This is a genomic window from Ideonella sp. (assembly GCF_041914305.1).
In the GTDB taxonomy this organism is placed as follows: Bacteria; Pseudomonadota; Gammaproteobacteria; order Burkholderiales; family Burkholderiaceae_C; genus Ideonella.
In genome coordinates, this window is sequence record NZ_JAYSDQ010000016.1 from 46,938 (window position 1) to 62,856 (window position 15,919).

Here is a 15,919-nt window from a genome sequence, read left to right on the forward strand (position 1 = left end):
GGCGATGTACGACGCAACGTTGGTGCGTGGGTACCGTGAATCCACGATCGAGGAGGAGCCCATTCTCGGCCGCGTGCTGGCGCTGCCCGATGGCCGGGTCCAACCCCTGAATGGGTGGGACCGGCTGCAACTGGCCCTGGGCCTGACCAGCGCCCGCCGGCTGGAGGCCAAGTACTTCCAGCCGCCACCGGCCCGCTGAGCGCCCGGGCGGCGCCGCGGCCCCGCCGAGAGACACCACGCATGGACCGATTCACTGGGGGCTGCCTGTGCGGCAGCGTCCGGGTCGTGGCAACGGGCCGCCCCTACCGGGTCGGCATCTGCCATTGCCTCGACTGCCGCAAGCACCATGGCGCCTTGTTCCACGCGTCGGCGGTGTTCCCACTAGACGCGGTGGCGATCGAGGGCGAAACGCGCGACTACGCCGGGCGCTTCTTCTGCCCGCGCTGCGGCTCGCCGGTCTTTTCGCGCAGTGCAGACGAAATCGAAGTGCACCTGGGATCGCTCGATGCGCCCGACCAACTGAAGCCGACCTACGAGCTGTGGACCGTGCGCCGCGAGGCCTGGTTGCCGCCGTTTCCGCTCGCGAAACGATACGAGCACAATCGCGAAGCCACCGGCCGCCTCGAGGAAACCCTGGGGAGAACCAACGTGGTCAGCAAGAACACCATCTGCCTCTGGTACGACGGCACCGCCCTGGAGGCCGCGCAGTTCTACGCCAAGACGTTTCCCGACAGCGCGGTGGGCACGGTCTTTCGCGCGCCCGGCGACTACCCTTCGGGCCATCAGGGCGACGTGCTGACGGTCGAGTTCAGCGTCATCGGCATCCCGTGCCTGGGGCTGAACGGTGGCCCGCAGTTCAAGCACAACGAGGCCTTCTCGTTCCAGGTGGCCACCGACGACCAGGCCGAAACTGACCGCCTGTGGAACGCCATCATCGGCAACGGCGGCCAGGCCAGCGCCTGCGGCTGGTGCAAGGACAAGTGGGGCCTGTCGTGGCAGATCACGCCGCGCGCCCTGACCGCCGCCATCGCCGACCCCGACCGCGCCGCGGCCAAGCGCGCCTTCGAAGCGATGATGCAGATGACCAAGATCGACATCGCCGCCATCGAGGCGGCCCGGCGCGGCTGAGGCCAGCTCGGGTGTTCACATGGGTGGCAAGCCGTCGGTGCGCGGCGCCTGAACCCAACTCAGCTTCACGTCGTTGCTCGGCGCCTTGGCCCGTGGCGGGCATGCGGCGATGGCCGCGGCGCGAACAGCGTCGTCCCACGCCAGCGCAGCCTGCGCATCTCGCCAGCTGAGGATCGTCGGGTCCGACGCCAGGCCCAAAGCCTCGCACAGGTCTCGTCGCCATCGGCCGTGCTCGGCTTCTGCCGGCGACACGCCGTGCGCGCGCAGGGCCGCGCGTGCCGCCGCGGTGCCTCGCTTCAGGCTGGCGTCGTCCGCGCCGGCAATGGCCAGCATCAGATGGCCGCCAAGGCTGTCTTGAACGTCGTCCGACATCGTGCCCACTGTCACACCACGGCGTTCCACAGCACGCGGTTGCCGCCGGCTTGCCGGGCCCGCGCCATGGTGTCTTCGGCCTGCTGGATGGCATCGCCCAGGTCGTGCCGTGGCGCAACCTTGCAGGCGCTCACGGTGACCGTCAGCAGCGGCGGCCCGGGGGGCTGGGTGCAGCTCCACGCCGAGTCGAACTCGATGTCATCGATGCACGCGGGGTCGACGGCCTGCTGCACCGCGATCCGGATGACTTCGGCCAGGTCGATGCCGCGGGTCAGGTCGTGGACGAAGACCAGCAGCGCGTCGGGCGCGGCCGTCGCCACCAGGCAGCCAGGCGCCAGCGCCGCGACCAGATCGTGAACATGGCGCACGGCCGGCTCGCGCGTGCTGCCGGCGTGCAGCCGAGCCGGGTCGACCAGGCCGTCGACCTTGACCAGCAGCAGCGCACCGGCCCGGTCGCGCCCCCGCGCCAGCTGCCGCAGCACCCGCCGCTCGAACTGCTGCCGGGTCAGCGCCGGTGCCGGCGCATCTGGGTCGATCAGGCGCTTCAGCCAGGCCCACATCAGCGATCCCCCTGCCGCCGGACCAGTGGCTCGAGCAGACCACCGATCTGCGCCACCGCTGCGTTGCGTTGTTCGACGGACGCCGCCGTGTCGGTGATGAAGACACTCACGATCAGCGGCTTGTGGCTCGGCGGCCAGACGATGGCCACGTTGTTCGTCGTCCCGTGGCGGCCCGTGGCCGTCTTGTCACCGATGTCCCACCCGTGGGGCAAGCCTGCGCGCAACCTGGCGCCACCGCTCTTGTTGGCCAGCAGCCAGGCGGTCAGTAGCCGGCGCGACGGGTGCGACAGCGTGCTGCCGAGCAGCAAGGCCCTGACATGCGCGCCCATTGCGGCGGGCGTGGTGGTGTCGTGCAGATCGCCGGGGGTCGCGTCGTTGAGGGCTGGTGGCCCATGGTCCAGCCGCGAGGCCGCGTCGCCCTGCTCGTTCATGAAGGCGGTCAGCCCGTCCGGCCCGCCGACCCTCTTCAAGACCAGGTTGCCGGCCGTCAGGTCGTTGTGGGTGAGCGCCGCACCGCACAGATCCGCCAGCGTCGGGTTCTGGGCGTCGCCAGCCGAGTGAAACACCGGCGAGTCGGGCAGCAGGTCACGGGCGGTGATGCGCACGCGCCGGCCCAGGTCGACCTTGCCCGCGTCGGCACGGGCGAGCAGCGCCGCGCAGGCGACGAACGAGAAGATGCCGCACATCGGAAACGACTCGTCGGCGCGGTGGCCCCAACTGCGGCGGGTCTGGGTGTCCAGCACCCAGACGCCCAGCCGTGCTCGCAGCGCCTTTTCGATCTCGGTCAGCTGGCGGACGAACGGGTCCGGCGGCGCCGCGCGGGCCACGCCCGCCGCGGCCAGGGCCAGCAGGCCGCCGAACCGGCGCCGTGTCACCCCTGGCGCGCCGGTGTGCGTGCCGCGCTGGCCTTCCTGGTCAAGACGGCATCGGCTCTTCGGTCGCATCCGGCGGGTGGTTCTCTGTGGCCTTTGGCACAGCGTTCGTCACGGTGTTGTCGTCGGGCTCGATGACGTGAAACGTGTGGGTCAGCAGCACGGTCGTGGCCCCCGGGGCGACGTGGACCATCGCCGGCGGCAACGAAGGCTGGTTCTCCAGCCCCTTGGCCAGATGCTCGGGCGCCGCGTGCCCGTCAGGCGACGGTGGCTCGGGCCTGGGCTTGCCGGCGTGGCTCTTGGCCCGCAGAAAAGCCAGCCGTGCGGCGGCGCGCTCGGATGGTGTCATCCGGGCCCACGCCACCATGCGGTCGTGCAGGCGTTGCCTGGCCTGGGGTGACTTGCCGTGGATGCGGTCTGCAATCAGCTGCCACTTGCGATGCTGCGCCTCGCTCATCGTGGGCCAGATCGTCTTCAAGGGGCGCAACACTTCTTTGCGCGTCGCGCTCATCGCCGCCCAGCTCGGCCCGCCGTCGATGTCGGGTGGGGCCTCGGCGCGCGGCGGTGCCTGCGTCAGCGCATGGGTGGGCATTTCAGTCATCGCCACGCGCAGCAGCAACACCGAGATCGCCGCAGACGCCGCGAGCAACAAGCAAACCAGGTACCAGGGACGCCGCCCCGTCTTCGACGTGAGGGTTGTTTCAGCTGGGTCAGTCATGATGACGTGCAACGCTGTGCTGGCCACGCCGGGCGTGTCGCTGCCGTGCCGCCGGTGGGGCCTATTTCGTCGGGTATTGAAGGTCGGCGCGGCGGTTCTGGCTCCACTGCGCTTCGTCGTGCCCGGGGGCGCGGGGTTTTTCCTCGCCCCAGCTGACGGCCTCCATCTGGTTGTCCTTGGCCCCGTAGAGCGTGAGGGCGTTCCGCACGGCCTCGGCCCGCTTCTGGCCCAGGGCCAGGTTGTATTCGGGGCTGCCGCGCTCGTCGGTATTGCCCTCGATCCGAATCGCCAACGCCGGGTTCGACATCAGGTACTTGCCATGCAGTTCGAGCAGGCGCACGAATTCGGGCTTGACGAGCGATTCGTCGAAATCGAAATAGACGCTGCGCTGCGTGGAGATGGCGCTCTTGGGGTCCAGGTGCGCCGGCAGCACCGATGCGGCCGCCGCGGGCGCGGTGGCAGCCGCCGGCTTTGGCGCCGCGGCGGCAGGCTTGGCCGTGGCTTCGGGGGCTGGGGGCTTCGGTGCCTCGGGCGTGCTGCTGCAGGCTCCCAGCAAGGCGGCCAGTGCCAGCGGCAGCAGCACACGATGGTTCAGACGGGCCAGGCTCGGTTTCAGGTACATCTTGGTTTCGCCAGGTGGGTCAGACAGATCGACGGCGCCCTCGGCAACCGATCGATCGGCATTCGGCAATCTAGCCGCCGAGGGCCCGCCCATGCCAGTGCGGCTGGTCATCGCATCTCGGGACCTTCGTCACTGTTTGTTGCGAATCGGCCCGCCGGCGACGGCGCCTGCCTCAACCCGGGAACAAGAGCTCGATGCGGGTGCCCTCGCCCGGCGCGCTGTGGATGCGCAGCCGTGCATCGATCAACAAGGCCTGTTCATGCATGCCGAGCAGGCCGTAGTGGCCCGGCCGGGGGGCGGCCGGATCGAACCCGACGCCATCGTCGCTGATCGAGATCAGCGTTCCGGCCACGGCGGCGGTGGCGTCGTCGGCAAAGGTGCCGCGCCGCAAGGTGATGCCTACCGAGCGGGCCTGGGCGTGACGCTCGATGTTGCGCAGCGCCTCTTCGAGGATCCGAAACACGGTCTCGGCACGGTCGTCGGCCCAGCCGGCGGGGGCCGGGTCTGCGTCGATCGAGACCGTGATCCCCGTGCGCTCGCCAAAGCGCTTGGCCAGGTCTTGCAGCGCGGGGCCGAGCCCGGTGTCGCGCAGGCCGTTGTCGCGCATGCGCAAGATGGCGGCGCGCGCTTCCACCAGGCCGCCCGAGGCCGCCTCTTCGGCGCGGCCCAGCTCTGCGTCGACCTCGTCTGCCGTCATGCGCGGGTGGAGTTTTCTCACCAGGCGGATCTGGGTCAACAGCGCCATCAACGAATGCGCCAGCGTGTCGTGCATGTCGCGGGCGATCCTGAGCCGCTCGCGCGTGACGGCGGCGTGCCGGGCCTCGTCGGCCATGCGCTCGATGCGAACGGTGCGCTCGGCCACGCGCCGGTCCAGCTCGACATTGAGCGCCTGCAGCGCCTGCTTTTCGGCCTGCAGGTGCTCGACGACCTCGGCCAGCGTGGCGCCGATGCGGCTGACCTCGTCGTTGCCGGCCGGTGGCGTCAGCGTGCGGTGGGCGCCGCTGCGAACGGCTTCGGCGCCTTCGGCCAGCAGCGTCAGTCGGCTGGTCAGCACGCGCGTCACCGCGGCCGCCGCCACGGCGGACAGCAGGCCCGCCAGAAACACCGTCATGAAGACCGTCCGACGGGTGCTGCGCACCGGGGCGAGCACGAAATCGGCGTCCTGGCGAACGATCGCCGTCCAGCCCAAGCCCATGCCGTCGGCCAGGCGCAGCTGGGTGCGCGCGCCGATCACGTAGGCCCCGCCTTCGGTCAGGTCGTGTTCATTGGCGTTGCGGCCTCGCCAGGCGTCCGGCCCGGCCAGGATCACGCCGTCGCGCCCCACCAGCAGCAGCTGCACCTCGTGGCGTTTGCTCAGGGCCTCCTGCATCTTGGCCAGCTCCTGCTCCACCCAGGCCCAGGTGACCGAGGCCCCGATGACGTGCGGCTCGCGCCGGCCGGCAGGCCGCACCGGCACGGCCATGTCGATCAGGCCCAACGGCGCAGCGCCTGCTGCCGACGAGGCAGCCTCGGCAGCACCCGGCGGCATGCGCAGGTCGCCGACGAAGGGTTGCTGGCGCCCCTGCTGAAACCAGGGCGACGCCGACACGTTGTCGCCCACCTGCCGGCCCTGCGTTGCGACGACCACCACGCCATCGCCGTCTGCCACGCCGAGCCAGACGAACTCGGGAAACTGCGCCTGCACCGTCTCGAAGGTACGCAGCATCGCCTCGGCGTGAAGGGCATCGGCAGCCGCGACCTGGGCCGCTGTGGCCTGCAGCACCGAGCGCCGGGCCTTCACGTTCATCGACAGCGCGTCGCGCACCTGGGTGGCGAACTCGACCAGCAGGCTGGTGGCGTCTTCGCGGGCACGGCTGTCGGCCTGCGAGGCGGCGAGGTTGGCGGCCAGCAGCGCGGCCAGGGTCACCACCAGGAAGACGGCCCAGCCGATCGCCGCGGCGATGTGCCAGCGCGGGTTGAATGGCCGCAGGAAATCCCTCATCAAACCAGTTTATGGGCGTCGGGGCAGCAGCCGCTGCAGGTCGTGACCATGGGGTGCCTGTCGTCACTGCTGCGGCCTTGCGGGCGTGGGCTAAGCTCGCCCCATGCACCCACCGCGCCGCGGCCGTCGCTGCACCACCCCGTGCTGAGGCAGGGCCCCATGATCAACGAGCTGGTTCAATCCGTGAGCCGCTCGGCTTGCCTGTCGCCCGAGCAGGCCTCGCAGGCCGTGAGCAGCATGCTGCGCTTTCTCGCGGCGCGCCTGCCATCGCCGCTGTTTGGCGAGATCCAGGTGCGGCTGAGCCCGCCGTCGGCCGACGCGCAGGCCGACCCCGCGGACCACCCTGGCGGGCGCTGAACCGTGGGCACTGACACGGCACGGCAGGCCTTGCGCCTGCTCATCGTCGACGACCAGCCGCTGATCCGGCGCGGCATGGCGATGATGCTCGCATCGGAGGCCGACATCGACGTGGTGGGGCAAGCCGCCGACGGGCTGGAGGCGATCGACATGGCCCTCGCCACCCGCCCCGATGTGGTCGTCATGGACCTTCAGATGCCGCGCGCCAGCGGCGTGGTGGCCACGCGCGAGATCACCTCGCGCTTGCCGGCAACGCACATCGTGGTGCTCACCACCTACGACGACGACGAGCTCGTCTTCGAGGCCATCCGGGCCGGCGCGCACGCCTATCTGCTCAAAGACGCCTCGGAAGCCGAAGTGCTGGAAACCATCTGGTCGGTGCATCGCGGCGATTCGCGCTTGTCGCCGGCGATCGCCCGCAAGGTGATGGAACAGTTTCGGGTGTTCTCGGCGGGCGTGCCCTCCGACGAGGCCGGGCGCGCGCCGACGGCCCCCGCGCACGCCCCGCCGCCCGAAGAGCCGCTGAACGACAAGGAGCTGCGCATCCTCGAACTGATCTCGCAAGGCAAGAGCAACAAGCAGATCGCCGCGACCGTGTTCCTCGCCGAAGGCACCGTGAAGAACTACGTCAGCCGCATCATGGACAAGCTGCATGCCGGCAGCCGGGTTGAGCTGGCCCTGAGGGCCGCTGCGCACCGCAAATAACCCTCATCGTGGCCAAAGCATCCGCCCTGCCCGACGACGTCGAGCGCTTCATCCTGATCCACATCCCGTCGGTGCCGTACCTCGAAGCGGCGCTGTTCTTTCACGGGGGTCAGCCCGCCTCTCGCAGCGCGCAAGAGGTCGCCCAGGCGCTGTACCTGGCGCCGGCCACGGCCCAGCGGCTGTTGCAGGCGCTGTGTGACGGTGGTCTGCTGGCACGAGACGGCCACAGCTACCGATACGCGCCGAAGCCCGCCTTGTGCCGGCCGATGGATCGCCTGGCCGAGGCCTATCGAGCGAACCTGATCGGGGTCACCCAGCTGATCCACGACGCCACGCACAAAGACGCGCGGCGGTACCCCGAATCGCTCAAGCTCAAGCGCGACATGTGACGCCGGCCCGGGTGGCGTTCACTCGGCCTTGAACAGGTGCAGGTAGGTGCGGCTCACCGGCAGCACCTCGGGCCGGTGCTTGAAGTGCAGGTCGGCCTTTTCGTTGTCGCCCGGCGTCACATGGCTGACGGCGGCGAGGTTGACCACCACCGAGCGGTGCACCTGTTGAAAGCGGGCCGGGTCCAGCTGGTCGACCAGCGTCTTCAGCGAGGTGCGGATGAGCGCCTCGCCCAGCTGGCCACCATCGCCGCGCCAGGCGACCAGCGTGTATTTCTCGTCAGACTTCAAATACTCGATGTCTTCGACCGGGATCAGCCGCACCGACGACCCGACCGCCGCGCGTATCCAGCGCAGGTGGCCGCTGGGTGCGGCACCGGCCGGCGCCTTGAGCTTGTCGGCCAGTTGCTGCAGCAGCGCGTCGGTGGCGACCGCCGGTTGCTCCAGGCGCAGGCGCTCGCGCAACCGTGCGAGCGTGGCGGCCAGCCGATCGGCCTGCACCGGCTTGACCAGGTAGTCGAACACGCCGTGCTCGAAGGCTTTCAACGCGTACTGGTCGAACGCGGTGATGAACACGACATGCGCGCGGCCCGCCACGCGCTGCGCCACCTCGATGCCCGACATGCCGGGCATGTGGATGTCGAGGAAGCAGACGGTGGGCCGAAAGGCCTCGAACTGCTCGGCCGCCTCCAGCCCATTGCGCGCCTGGGCAACGATCTGCAGCTCGGGCCATTGGGTGGCCAGCAGCGCGCGCAGCACCTCGCGCAGCAGGGGCTCGTCGTCGGCAATCAGGGCGGTGGGTGGGGTCATGTCTGGGCGGGGAATTCGACGTCGGCCTGCACCCCGTGCGGTTGCAGCTCGCTCAGCCGCAGCTCGGCCTGGTCGCCGAACGCGAGTTGCAGGCGTTCGCGCAGCGTGGACAGCCCGGTGCCCAGGCCCTGGCTGGTCGGCTGCAGCCCGAGGCCGGTGTCGCGCACCTGGGCCAGGCAGCGGCCGTTGGGCAGGCGTTGCACGCGCACGTCGATGCGGCCGCCGTCCAGGCTGGGGTCGATGCCATGGCGCACGGCATTCTCCACCAGCGTCAGCAGCATCAACGGCGGGCAGCGAAGCGTCTCGAGCCCGGCGTCCACCTGTACGCTGAACTGCAGCCGATCGGGCAGCCTCAGCTGCATCAGCGCCAGGTAGGCGTTGACCATCTCGAGCTCCTGGCCCAGCCGGCTCTGCGGCTCGGCCAGCCGCGGCACCGCGGCGCGCAGGTAGGCCACCAGGCTGGCCAGCACCGGCGACGCCTGCGGCGAGCCGGCATCGACCAGGGCCTGCACATTGGCCAAGGTGTTGAACAGGAAGTGCGGCTCGACCTGCGCCTGCAGCAGCCGCAGCCTGGCATCGAGCGCCTGGCGCTGCAGCTCGCCGCGGGTGCGCTCGCCCTGCACCACCAGCGCATCGCGCTGGCGCACCAGCGCGCCCATCGCCACCCACGACGAGACCAGCATGCCCATCACGCACAGCAGCAGAAAGCCGTTCATGCGCTCGGGCACGTCCCAGAACGGCGGCTGGCCGGGTGTGATGGTCGACAGGTAGAGCGCCAGTTCGACCGCCGGCACCACCAGCGTCGCCGCGGCCACCTGCAGCGGCCAGCGGGCCAGCGGGCGTGGCAGGCGACGCGGCCAGTGTTCGAACAGCGTGAACAGCCCCAACGCCGCCAGCGCCGGCCCGAACACCCGGACGGCCAGGCTTTGAAGATCGGAATGCCAGTTGAGCGCCAGGAAGGCAAACACCAGCGACGCGGCGACCAGCACCACGCCCAGGCGGCGCGGCTGCAGCAGACGAACGAACGGCGACAGGACTCGGTTCATGCGCCGGATTCTGCGGGCGCCGCCGGCCCGCCGCAGCCGGCGTGAGACGGCGCACGGCGCGGGCAGACCAGGCACGCCAGGCGCCGACGAGGCGCCGACAAAGCATCGGCAAAACACCAACGGGTGCGCCGCGGTTCGTCCCAGCCGGCCGCGCCCGGATCGCCGCCAGCGCGGTTCGTCGCACGGTGCGCCACGGCGCGGCGGGTGGTCGGCACAGTGCGGCCCGTCGAACACCTCTTCAATTCACCGAGACGAGCACCATGCCGATGTCATCGCCCTACTCCCATCACCCCCACCACCTTGGCCATGCTGGCCAGGCCCCCGCCAGCGACAACCCCCACGGCGGGGCCGCCAGCGTGTCGCTGTTTCGCCTGTACCTGCTGCGGGCGCTGTACCTGGTGATCGTCATCGGCCTGGGTGCGGTGGTGTGGCCGGGCGTGATCAGCCCCAGCCGGCCCTGGGAACTGATGGAAGGCGTGGTGGCCTGCATGCTCGCCGCGTTCTCGGTCTTCTGCCTGCTGGGCCTGCGCTACCCGCTGGCGATGCTGCCGGTGCTGTTGTGGGAGCTGCTGTGGAAACTGATCTGGCTGCTCGACGTGGCGCTGCCCGCGTGGCGCAGCGGGCACATGGACGACGCCACCGCGGCGGTGGTGACCCAGTGCCTGTTCGTCGTCGTGATCCCGCTGGCCGTGCCCTGGCGCTACGTGGTCGACACCTGGGTGCGCCAGCCGGGCAACCGCTGGCGCTGAGCGCGGCTGGCCAGGTTCAAGGCGCCGATGCGGGCGCCGATGCAGGTGGCACGGCGGGCTCAGCCGCAGCGGGCTTGGCAAACACCGGCCCGCCGAGGTGGCTCAGGTAGAGCTTGCGCTGGCTCATGGCAAACAGCACCCGGTGGCTGGCGAGGAAGTCGGCCCCCAGCACCATCTGCGGCGCGTCGTCCAGTGCGCCCGAGCCCGAGTAGCGCAGGTCCTGGCGCGCCGCGCCCCACATGTCCATCACGGTCAGCCGTGCATGCTGGATCACCTCGGGGCCGATCGCCACGCTGTCGAAACGGCCGATCCAGGTCGCCACCTGGCGCGTGCCGACACCGGCCGCGGCGCCTTCGACGGCGCTGCCGTCCGTGGGCTTGCGAACGCCCAGCTTGGCGGCCACTTTCTCGTCGATGAGGCTGGCATGCGCGCCCGAGTCGATCAAGGTGCGCACCGGCTGGCCATTCACCTCGATCATCACTTCGGCCCGCAGGTCCTTCGGGCCTTTTTCCACCAGCGGCAGCACGATCGCGTCCGGGTCCCAGTAGCCGAGGAAGGTGTTCTTGCAGTCTTCGGGCCGAAAGAAGTTGATGACCTTGTCCTTCAGCAGCAACTCGATGTCGTTTTGCAGCAGGAAGTTGGCGCCCAGAATGGCGTCGACGTCCGCGGCGCCATCCCAGACCACCGACATGCGGACGTTGTTCCACCGCGCCGGCCCCATCACCAGCTCACGCACGCTGGCGTGGTATTCCTCCGACTCGCCGCCGATGCCGAAGGCCCCGCGGAAGCTGTGCGACAGCGGCAGCTCGGCACGCTCGGCAATGCCGCGTGTCAGCGACGTGATGCTGGCCCCCGTGTCGACCAGCACCTTGATCGGCCGCCCGTTGACCGAACCGTCGATGCGCGGCGAGCGCGCGGCGGTGTCGATCGGCAGCGAGCCGAACTTGACGTACCGGCAAGCGGCTTCGGCAGGCACCGTGGCCAGCAACACCAGCGCCGCGGTGATCGCCTGTTTCATCGCCATCATGGCCTCTCCCTCGTTCTCGGGGCCGTGATGGACCCTCGCCGGCGGCATTTTCGTCGAGCCGGGTCGCCCGACCTCGGTCTCGTACGCCGCGGCCGGTCAGCGCGCCCGCGCGCCTGCCGCGCCGCCCACGCTCACCCGCCCGGCGCCGCGCTGCCGCCCAGGCTGGCGCAGGCTCGGCGCAGGCACTGTTCGGCCTGGTCTGCCACCGGCTGGATGCCGGGCTTGCCAACCAGGCCGACCATGGTCTGCGGGTCGAGAAAGCCCACCACCACGTGGCCCGAGGGCTCTTGCCGCACGATCACGTTGCACGGCAGCAGCAGGCCGATGTCCGGCTCGCCCTGCAACGCCTGGTGCGCCAGCGTCGGGTTGCAGGCCCCGAGGATGCGGTACGGCGGCATCGCGGCGCCCAGCTTTTCCTTCATCGTGCGCTGCACGTCGATCTCGGTCAGCACGCCGAAGCCTTCGGCCTTCAGGGCGTCGATGGTCTTGGTCAACGCCTGATCGAAGGAAACGTCGGTCAGCGTGGTGGTGAATCCGTACATGATCGGCCTCTCGAGGTGGGGGTGAAGCGGGGCGATCACCCGCCCGCCATACTGTCAGGCCTTCGGCGCAGCGGCCTTTGCGCCAGGTCAAGCGAGCGGGGCGCCCCTGGCCTCAGGGCCTGGCGTGGTTGACGCGCGTGGTCAGCCGCGGGTTCTGGCCCTGGCCCAGAAACGCCGCTTGCACGCGCGAGCCTGCCCAGGCGTGGGTCGCGCTGGCCTCCAGGTCTGAGGTTTGCAGGCGCGGATCGGTCAGGTCATCGTCCAGCAGTTGGGGCGGCTGGAAGCTGCGGCCGCCATCGGCCGAAAAGGCGATCATCGGCTGGTAGCGCAGCCCTTGTGGATCGTTGCGGCGATCGAGCCAGGTGACCGCCATCTCGCCCCGGCGATTGACGCTGATCTTGGGCATGAACTGGTCTCCCGCCGCCGGGGCAACCGGCTGCGGGTCGCTCCAGTGTTGGCCGCCATCCTCCGAGCGGGTGGTCATGACGACCAGCCGGCCATCAGCGAACGTGGGCACGGCGACATACAGCTCGCCACGGTGCGGCCCGTGGCTGTTGTCGACGGCCAACGAAGGCTCGAACTTCAGGCGTACGTCGGTGCCCGGCAGGTTGCCCCAGCCGCGGCCAGCGGGCAGACCGGCCTCTAGAAAGCCGACGGGCAGGCTCCAGCTGGCACCGCCATCGTCCGACTGCACGAAGTAGATCGACGCAGGGTAGGCCGTGCAGTCCCAATCGCTGCAGGTCGCGTAGACGAGGTTCAGCCGGCCGTTGTGGCCGATGGCCAGGCTGCCAGGGCTCACCGGCCCTTCGAACGTCGGCATGGCCTTGTGCGACTGCCAACTGCTGCCGCCGTTTGGCGACACGGCAACGCGAATCTGGGCGCCCTCTTCTTCCCAGGCCGTGTAGGTCACGTAGGTGGTGCCTCGGTAGGGGCTGTTCGGGCGGTCGTCGACGTGGACGTAGGCGTCGGTCAGGCCGCCATGGGTGGACGAGGGACTCGCCACGTAGCGCCAAGGGTCCCAGGTGGCTCCCTGGTCCGCTGAACGTGTCACGAACAGGGCGCTGGTGTCGGCGTCGCCGAGGACGGCGCCTGCCGCCAGCAGCCCCCCGGCGGCATCGAACGTGACCGATGGTGTTTGAACCATCCAGTACCAGTCGCCCACCTCCGGCAGGCAGTGCAGCGCCCAGTTGCTGGCCGCATCGGCCGACACATGAACCGCCTGGCCCGTTTTGCAATGGCTGACATGGCCACTGATGGCCAGGTGGTCGGGCCGCTGGGCATCGACCGCCATCAGCGTGCGGCCGCGGCCCTCCCGGTACACCAGGGTGTCTTTGGCCCACGCCGGCCCTGCGGCACCCGCAACACCCAACGCCAGGGCGGCCAGCCGAATCTTCATCGACGCTTTCATCATCAGTTCTCCAGTTTGATATGCCATACCGCCTTTCTAACGTGTTATCTAGACGGACTTTGACGGTTTATCAGCTGCGCCAGTGGCGTCGCGATTCTGCATTACCCGATGCGGGTAAACACGGTCAATTCTCGACTTTCGGCTTTGGCAAGGTGCATACACCTAACTCGACTTTTCAATGCCACATGAAGACGGATGGATCACGGACGAGCCCGGTCTCTCTGGGCCGGCGCGTCGTGCTGGGCGGCATGGCGGCGGCGGCCTGCGCTGCCAGCCTGAAGGGCCGCGCAGCCGACGCGGGCCGGCCCCAACTGATGCTGCTGGGCGTTCATCACTTCGCCAACCCTGGTCTCGACGTGGCCCGGCAGGCCGACGACGATGTGCTCGCACCTGCGCGCCAGCGCGAGCTGGCCTCGATCGTCGAGGCGCTGGGGCGCTGGCAACCGACGCTGGTCCTGGCCGAAGAAGACCCCGACCATGAGGCCGCGCTGAACCAGCGTTACCAGGCCTGGCGAGACGGCCACGCCGAGTTGGGGCGCAATGAGACCGAGCAGCTCGGGTTCCGGTTGCGCCGCCAGTTGGGCCTGCCGCCGCTGCGCGGCATCAACTGGAACGGCCGGCCGCCCGGCGAGCTGAAGCACTACGACTACGAGGCCTGGGCCACGGCCCAGGCGCAACGCGGCAACAGCCGACCGCAGCAACTGCTCGATGCCCGCCGCCAGGCACTGCAGGCCTGGGCCAGCGAAGGTGACCGGGTGCTGCACGACCGTGGGCTGGTCGCCGCACTGCGGCTGCACAACACCCCGGCTCGCCTGGCCGAATCGCACCGGCGCTACTTCGACTACCTCGAGCTGGGTGACGACGCCTGGCCCGCCGGCGCCAACTACGTGGGCCACTGGATGACGCGCAACCTTCGCATGTTCGACAACATCCGGCGGGCCGCGGCAGGCCAGCCGCGGGCCCTGGTGATCGTCGGCGCGGGGCACGTGCCGCTGTTGCGCCGCTATGCCACCGATTCGCAGCAGTGGGTGCTGGCCGATCCGCTCGACCACCTGCCGGCGTAGCCGAGCCTCTCAGTGGGTCGGCCCCAGCGCCGGCACGGCAGGCGCCAGGCGGGCACGCGTTGCCACGGCCAGCGCCACGGCCACCAGCATCGCGGCCACCACGAAGGTGGCGTGCAGGCCTGTCGCCACCGCGTCGGCCGGTGCCGTGGCCACATCGGCGGCCTTGGCGGCGAATGCGAACACCGCGCCCATGACCGATGCGCCGGTGACCAGGCCCAGGTTGCGCGACAGGTTCAGCAGCCCCGACACCATGCCCCGCTGGTCTGCGCCGATGCCGTTCATCACCGCGGTGTTGTTGGCCGCCTGGAACAGCGCGTAGCCCACGGTGGCCAGCACGATCGGGCCGATGTAGCCGGCCACGCCCAGCGCCGGCGGCATCGCCGCCAGGCCCAGGCAGCCGGCCAGGATGCCGGCCAGCCCGCCGAGCACGACACGGCCGGCGCCAAAGCGGTCTGTCAGGCGCCCCGCCGGCACGCCAGTCAACGCGGCGGCCAGCGGGCCGACCGACAGCACCAGGCCGACCCGCGCGGCATCGAGCCCGAGTGCACGCGACAGGTAGAAGGGTCCGACGACCAGCGTGGCCATCATCACCGTCGAAACCAGCGCGCTCGTCGCCAGGCCGGCGCTCAGGCCAGGGTCGCGAAACATCGCCCAGCGGACCAGCGGCGACGCGGCCCGCGTTTCAACCAGCCAGAACAGCCCGGCGCCGACGACCGCCGCCGACAGCAACGCCAGGTTGACCATGCCGACATGGCCGCGCCCGATCGTCATCGCCAGCGCGTAGGCGGCCAGCGTCAGCGCCAGCAGCAGCGTGCCCGGCAGGTCGAAGCCGGCGCGGCCCGCCTTCGGCCCGCCGCGATCCACCGGCAAATGGCGGTGCGCGAGCAGCCAGGCCACCACCCCCAGCGGCACGTTGACCAGAAAGATCGCGCGCCAGCCCGGCCCGGCGATCAACACACCGCCCAGCGAGGGCCCGAGCGCCGTGCCGATCGCCGACATCGTGCCCAGCAGGCCCATCGCGCTGCCGGTCTGGGCCTTGGGCACCGTGTCGCCCACAAAGGCCACCGTCAACGCCATCATCACCGCGGCGCCCAGGCCCTGCAGCGCCCGCGCGGCGAGCAGCAGCCCCAATGTCGGCGCCGCGCCGCACAAGGCCGAGGCCAGCGTGAACAGGCCCAGCCCGGCCAGCAGCAAGCGCCGGCGGCCGACCAGGTCACCCAGCCGCCCCACGCTGACGATCAGCGTGGTGATGGCCAGCAGGTAGGCCAGCACGATCCACTGCACCTGCTGGAAGCTGGCGCCGAACGCCTGGGCCAGCGTGGGCAGCGCCACATTGGCGATGCTGATGCCCAGCGACGACAACAGCATCGACAGCGACAGCCCCGCCATCACCCAACGAACCGAAAGCGCCCTGCCCGCCTGGCCGGCACCCGGCCCGGCCGCTGGTTCGCGCGCTGCAATGACTGGCTTCAATCTCGACTCCTTCGCCTTGATCGCTCCGACAAGAAGGAGCAGTGACAAGCGTAGTGAGTCGGCCCGCCGGGCGGAAGGCGCGTCGCGTGCAGGTTGTCC

The 15,919-nt window shown here is 70.2% G+C and carries 19 protein-coding genes and 1 pseudogene; 8 read left to right on the forward strand and 12 right to left on the reverse strand.

The window, feature by feature from the left end; genetic code table 11:
- Window positions 1-4: 4 nt before the first annotated feature.
- The 3 genes and pseudogenes from ACE3SG_RS20270 (at window position 5) to ACE3SG_RS20280 (ending at window position 1,128) form a co-directional block, all read left to right on the forward strand.
- Entirely contained in the window at window positions 5-199 is a 195-nt protein-coding gene (locus ACE3SG_RS20270; RefSeq protein WP_374568005.1) for a hypothetical protein, read from the forward strand.
- A gap of 41 nt (window positions 200-240) precedes the next feature.
- A pseudogene (locus ACE3SG_RS20275) lies at window positions 241-534 on the forward strand (GFA family protein); the annotation flags it as partial.
- Window positions 535-648: 114 nt separating this feature from the next.
- Window positions 649-1,128, forward strand: a complete 480-nt coding sequence (locus ACE3SG_RS20280) for a VOC family protein (RefSeq protein WP_374568125.1) — start codon at window positions 649-651, stop codon at window positions 1,126-1,128.
- A gap of 15 nt (window positions 1,129-1,143) precedes the next feature.
- Here the strand turns inward: ACE3SG_RS20280 and ACE3SG_RS20285 are convergent, their stop codons facing one another.
- From ACE3SG_RS20285 to ACE3SG_RS20310, 6 genes are all read right to left on the reverse strand, one after another.
- Window positions 1,144-1,500, reverse strand: a complete 357-nt coding sequence (locus ACE3SG_RS20285) for a hypothetical protein (protein WP_374568006.1) — start codon at window positions 1,498-1,500, stop codon at window positions 1,144-1,146.
- A gap of 11 nt (window positions 1,501-1,511) precedes the next feature.
- Complete coding sequence (locus ACE3SG_RS20290) at window positions 1,512-2,060, reverse strand: hypothetical protein (RefSeq protein WP_374568007.1); 549 nt, start codon at window positions 2,058-2,060, stop codon at window positions 1,512-1,514.
- A complete protein-coding gene (bla, locus tag ACE3SG_RS20295) occupies window positions 2,060-2,935 on the reverse strand; it encodes a class A beta-lactamase (protein ID WP_374568008.1) in 876 nt (291 codons plus the stop codon). The genes ACE3SG_RS20290 and bla overlap by 1 nt, the downstream gene beginning before the upstream one ends.
- 40 nt (window positions 2,936-2,975) lie before the next feature.
- Window positions 2,976-3,650 (reverse strand): DUF3106 domain-containing protein, encoded by a 675-nt coding sequence (locus tag ACE3SG_RS20300; protein ID WP_374568010.1) that lies wholly within the window; start codon window positions 3,648-3,650, stop codon window positions 2,976-2,978.
- A gap of 61 nt (window positions 3,651-3,711) precedes the next feature.
- Window positions 3,712-4,272 (reverse strand): peptidoglycan-associated lipoprotein Pal, encoded by a 561-nt coding sequence (pal, locus tag ACE3SG_RS20305; protein ID WP_374568011.1) that lies wholly within the window; start codon window positions 4,270-4,272, stop codon window positions 3,712-3,714.
- Between the two features lie 172 nt (window positions 4,273-4,444).
- Entirely contained in the window at window positions 4,445-6,253 is a 1,809-nt protein-coding gene (locus ACE3SG_RS20310; protein ID WP_374568012.1) for a sensor histidine kinase, read from the reverse strand.
- Window positions 6,254-6,412: 159 nt separating this feature from the next.
- Here ACE3SG_RS20310 and ACE3SG_RS20315 point away from each other — a divergent pair, with 159 nt between their 5' ends.
- The 3 genes from ACE3SG_RS20315 to ACE3SG_RS20325 are packed head-to-tail and all read left to right on the forward strand — an operon-like array spanning window position 6,413 to window position 7,704.
- Window positions 6,413-6,610: a hypothetical protein gene (locus ACE3SG_RS20315; protein ID WP_374568014.1), complete on the forward strand. Its 198-nt coding sequence runs from the start codon at window positions 6,413-6,415 to the stop codon at window positions 6,608-6,610.
- Between the two features lie 3 nt (window positions 6,611-6,613).
- A complete protein-coding gene (locus ACE3SG_RS20320) occupies window positions 6,614-7,315 on the forward strand; it encodes a response regulator (RefSeq protein WP_374568015.1) in 702 nt (233 codons plus the stop codon).
- A gap of 8 nt (window positions 7,316-7,323) precedes the next feature.
- Window positions 7,324-7,704, forward strand: coding sequence for a helix-turn-helix domain-containing protein (locus tag ACE3SG_RS20325; protein ID WP_374568016.1), 381 nt, complete (start codon window positions 7,324-7,326; stop codon window positions 7,702-7,704).
- 18 nt (window positions 7,705-7,722) lie between these two features.
- On the opposite strand, the gene ACE3SG_RS20330 is transcribed toward ACE3SG_RS20325, so the two are convergent.
- Together ACE3SG_RS20330 and ACE3SG_RS20335 are read right to left on the reverse strand one after the other, a co-directional pair.
- A complete protein-coding gene (locus ACE3SG_RS20330; RefSeq protein ID WP_374568017.1) occupies window positions 7,723-8,511 on the reverse strand; it encodes a LytR/AlgR family response regulator transcription factor in 789 nt (262 codons plus the stop codon).
- A complete protein-coding gene (locus tag ACE3SG_RS20335) occupies window positions 8,508-9,557 on the reverse strand; it encodes a sensor histidine kinase (protein ID WP_374568018.1) in 1,050 nt (349 codons plus the stop codon). Before ACE3SG_RS20335 ends, ACE3SG_RS20330 begins: the two co-directional genes overlap by 4 nt.
- Before the next feature lie 260 nt (window positions 9,558-9,817).
- Here ACE3SG_RS20335 and ACE3SG_RS20340 point away from each other — a divergent pair, with 260 nt between their 5' ends.
- The gene (locus ACE3SG_RS20340) at window positions 9,818-10,306 is read left to right on the forward strand and encodes a hypothetical protein (protein WP_374568019.1); all 489 of its coding nucleotides are present in this window, start codon (window positions 9,818-9,820) and stop codon (window positions 10,304-10,306) included.
- A gap of 16 nt (window positions 10,307-10,322) precedes the next feature.
- Here ACE3SG_RS20340 and ACE3SG_RS20345 read toward each other — a convergent pair whose 3' ends face one another.
- From ACE3SG_RS20345 to ACE3SG_RS20355, 3 genes are all read right to left on the reverse strand, one after another.
- Window positions 10,323-11,333, reverse strand: a complete 1,011-nt coding sequence (locus tag ACE3SG_RS20345) for an aspartyl protease family protein (RefSeq protein ID WP_374568021.1) — start codon at window positions 11,331-11,333, stop codon at window positions 10,323-10,325.
- 131 nt (window positions 11,334-11,464) lie between these two features.
- Entirely contained in the window at window positions 11,465-11,875 is a 411-nt protein-coding gene (locus ACE3SG_RS20350) for a DUF302 domain-containing protein (RefSeq protein WP_374568022.1), read from the reverse strand.
- 112 nt (window positions 11,876-11,987) lie between these two features.
- Window positions 11,988-13,283, reverse strand: a complete 1,296-nt coding sequence (locus ACE3SG_RS20355) for a sialidase family protein (protein ID WP_374568023.1) — start codon at window positions 13,281-13,283, stop codon at window positions 11,988-11,990.
- A 185-nt stretch (window positions 13,284-13,468) separates the two neighbouring features.
- Between ACE3SG_RS20355 and ACE3SG_RS20360 the strand changes: the two genes are divergently transcribed.
- Complete coding sequence (locus tag ACE3SG_RS20360) at window positions 13,469-14,347, forward strand: DUF5694 domain-containing protein (protein ID WP_374568025.1); 879 nt, start codon at window positions 13,469-13,471, stop codon at window positions 14,345-14,347.
- A 9-nt stretch (window positions 14,348-14,356) separates the two neighbouring features.
- On the opposite strand, the gene ACE3SG_RS20365 is transcribed toward ACE3SG_RS20360, so the two are convergent.
- Window positions 14,357-15,715, reverse strand: coding sequence for an MFS transporter (locus ACE3SG_RS20365; protein ID WP_374568126.1), 1,359 nt, complete (start codon window positions 15,713-15,715; stop codon window positions 14,357-14,359).
- Window positions 15,716-15,919: the final 204 nt, after the last annotated feature.

Bases quoted from the DNA above. Each gene is read 5' to 3' on its own strand.
- ACE3SG_RS20270 (WP_374568005.1), top strand. From the start codon at position 5: ATGTACGACGCAACGTTGGTGCGTGGGTACCGTGAATCCACGATCGAG.
- ACE3SG_RS20285 (WP_374568006.1), bottom strand. From the start codon at position 1,500: ATGTCGGACGACGTTCAAGACAGCCTTGGCGGCCATCTGATGCTGGCC.
- ACE3SG_RS20290 (WP_374568007.1), bottom strand. From the start codon at position 2,060: ATGTGGGCCTGGCTGAAGCGCCTGATCGACCCAGATGCGCCGGCACCG.
- ACE3SG_RS20300 (WP_374568010.1), bottom strand. From the start codon at position 3,650: ATGACTGACCCAGCTGAAACAACCCTCACGTCGAAGACGGGGCGGCGT.
- pal (WP_374568011.1), bottom strand. From the start codon at position 4,272: ATGTACCTGAAACCGAGCCTGGCCCGTCTGAACCATCGTGTGCTGCTG.
- ACE3SG_RS20310 (WP_374568012.1), bottom strand. From the start codon at position 6,253: ATGAGGGATTTCCTGCGGCCATTCAACCCGCGCTGGCACATCGCCGCG.
- ACE3SG_RS20315 (WP_374568014.1), top strand. From the start codon at position 6,413: ATGATCAACGAGCTGGTTCAATCCGTGAGCCGCTCGGCTTGCCTGTCG.
- ACE3SG_RS20330 (WP_374568017.1), bottom strand. From the start codon at position 8,511: ATGACCCCACCCACCGCCCTGATTGCCGACGACGAGCCCCTGCTGCGC.
- ACE3SG_RS20335 (WP_374568018.1), bottom strand. From the start codon at position 9,557: ATGAACCGAGTCCTGTCGCCGTTCGTTCGTCTGCTGCAGCCGCGCCGC.
- ACE3SG_RS20340 (WP_374568019.1), top strand. From the start codon at position 9,818: ATGCCGATGTCATCGCCCTACTCCCATCACCCCCACCACCTTGGCCAT.
- ACE3SG_RS20345 (WP_374568021.1), bottom strand. From the start codon at position 11,333: ATGATGGCGATGAAACAGGCGATCACCGCGGCGCTGGTGTTGCTGGCC.
- ACE3SG_RS20350 (WP_374568022.1), bottom strand. From the start codon at position 11,875: ATGTACGGATTCACCACCACGCTGACCGACGTTTCCTTCGATCAGGCG.
- ACE3SG_RS20355 (WP_374568023.1), bottom strand. From the start codon at position 13,283: ATGAAAGCGTCGATGAAGATTCGGCTGGCCGCCCTGGCGTTGGGTGTT.
- ACE3SG_RS20360 (WP_374568025.1), top strand. From the start codon at position 13,469: ATGAAGACGGATGGATCACGGACGAGCCCGGTCTCTCTGGGCCGGCGC.
- ACE3SG_RS20365 (WP_374568126.1), bottom strand. From the start codon at position 15,715: ATGCTGTTGTCGTCGCTGGGCATCAGCATCGCCAATGTGGCGCTGCCC.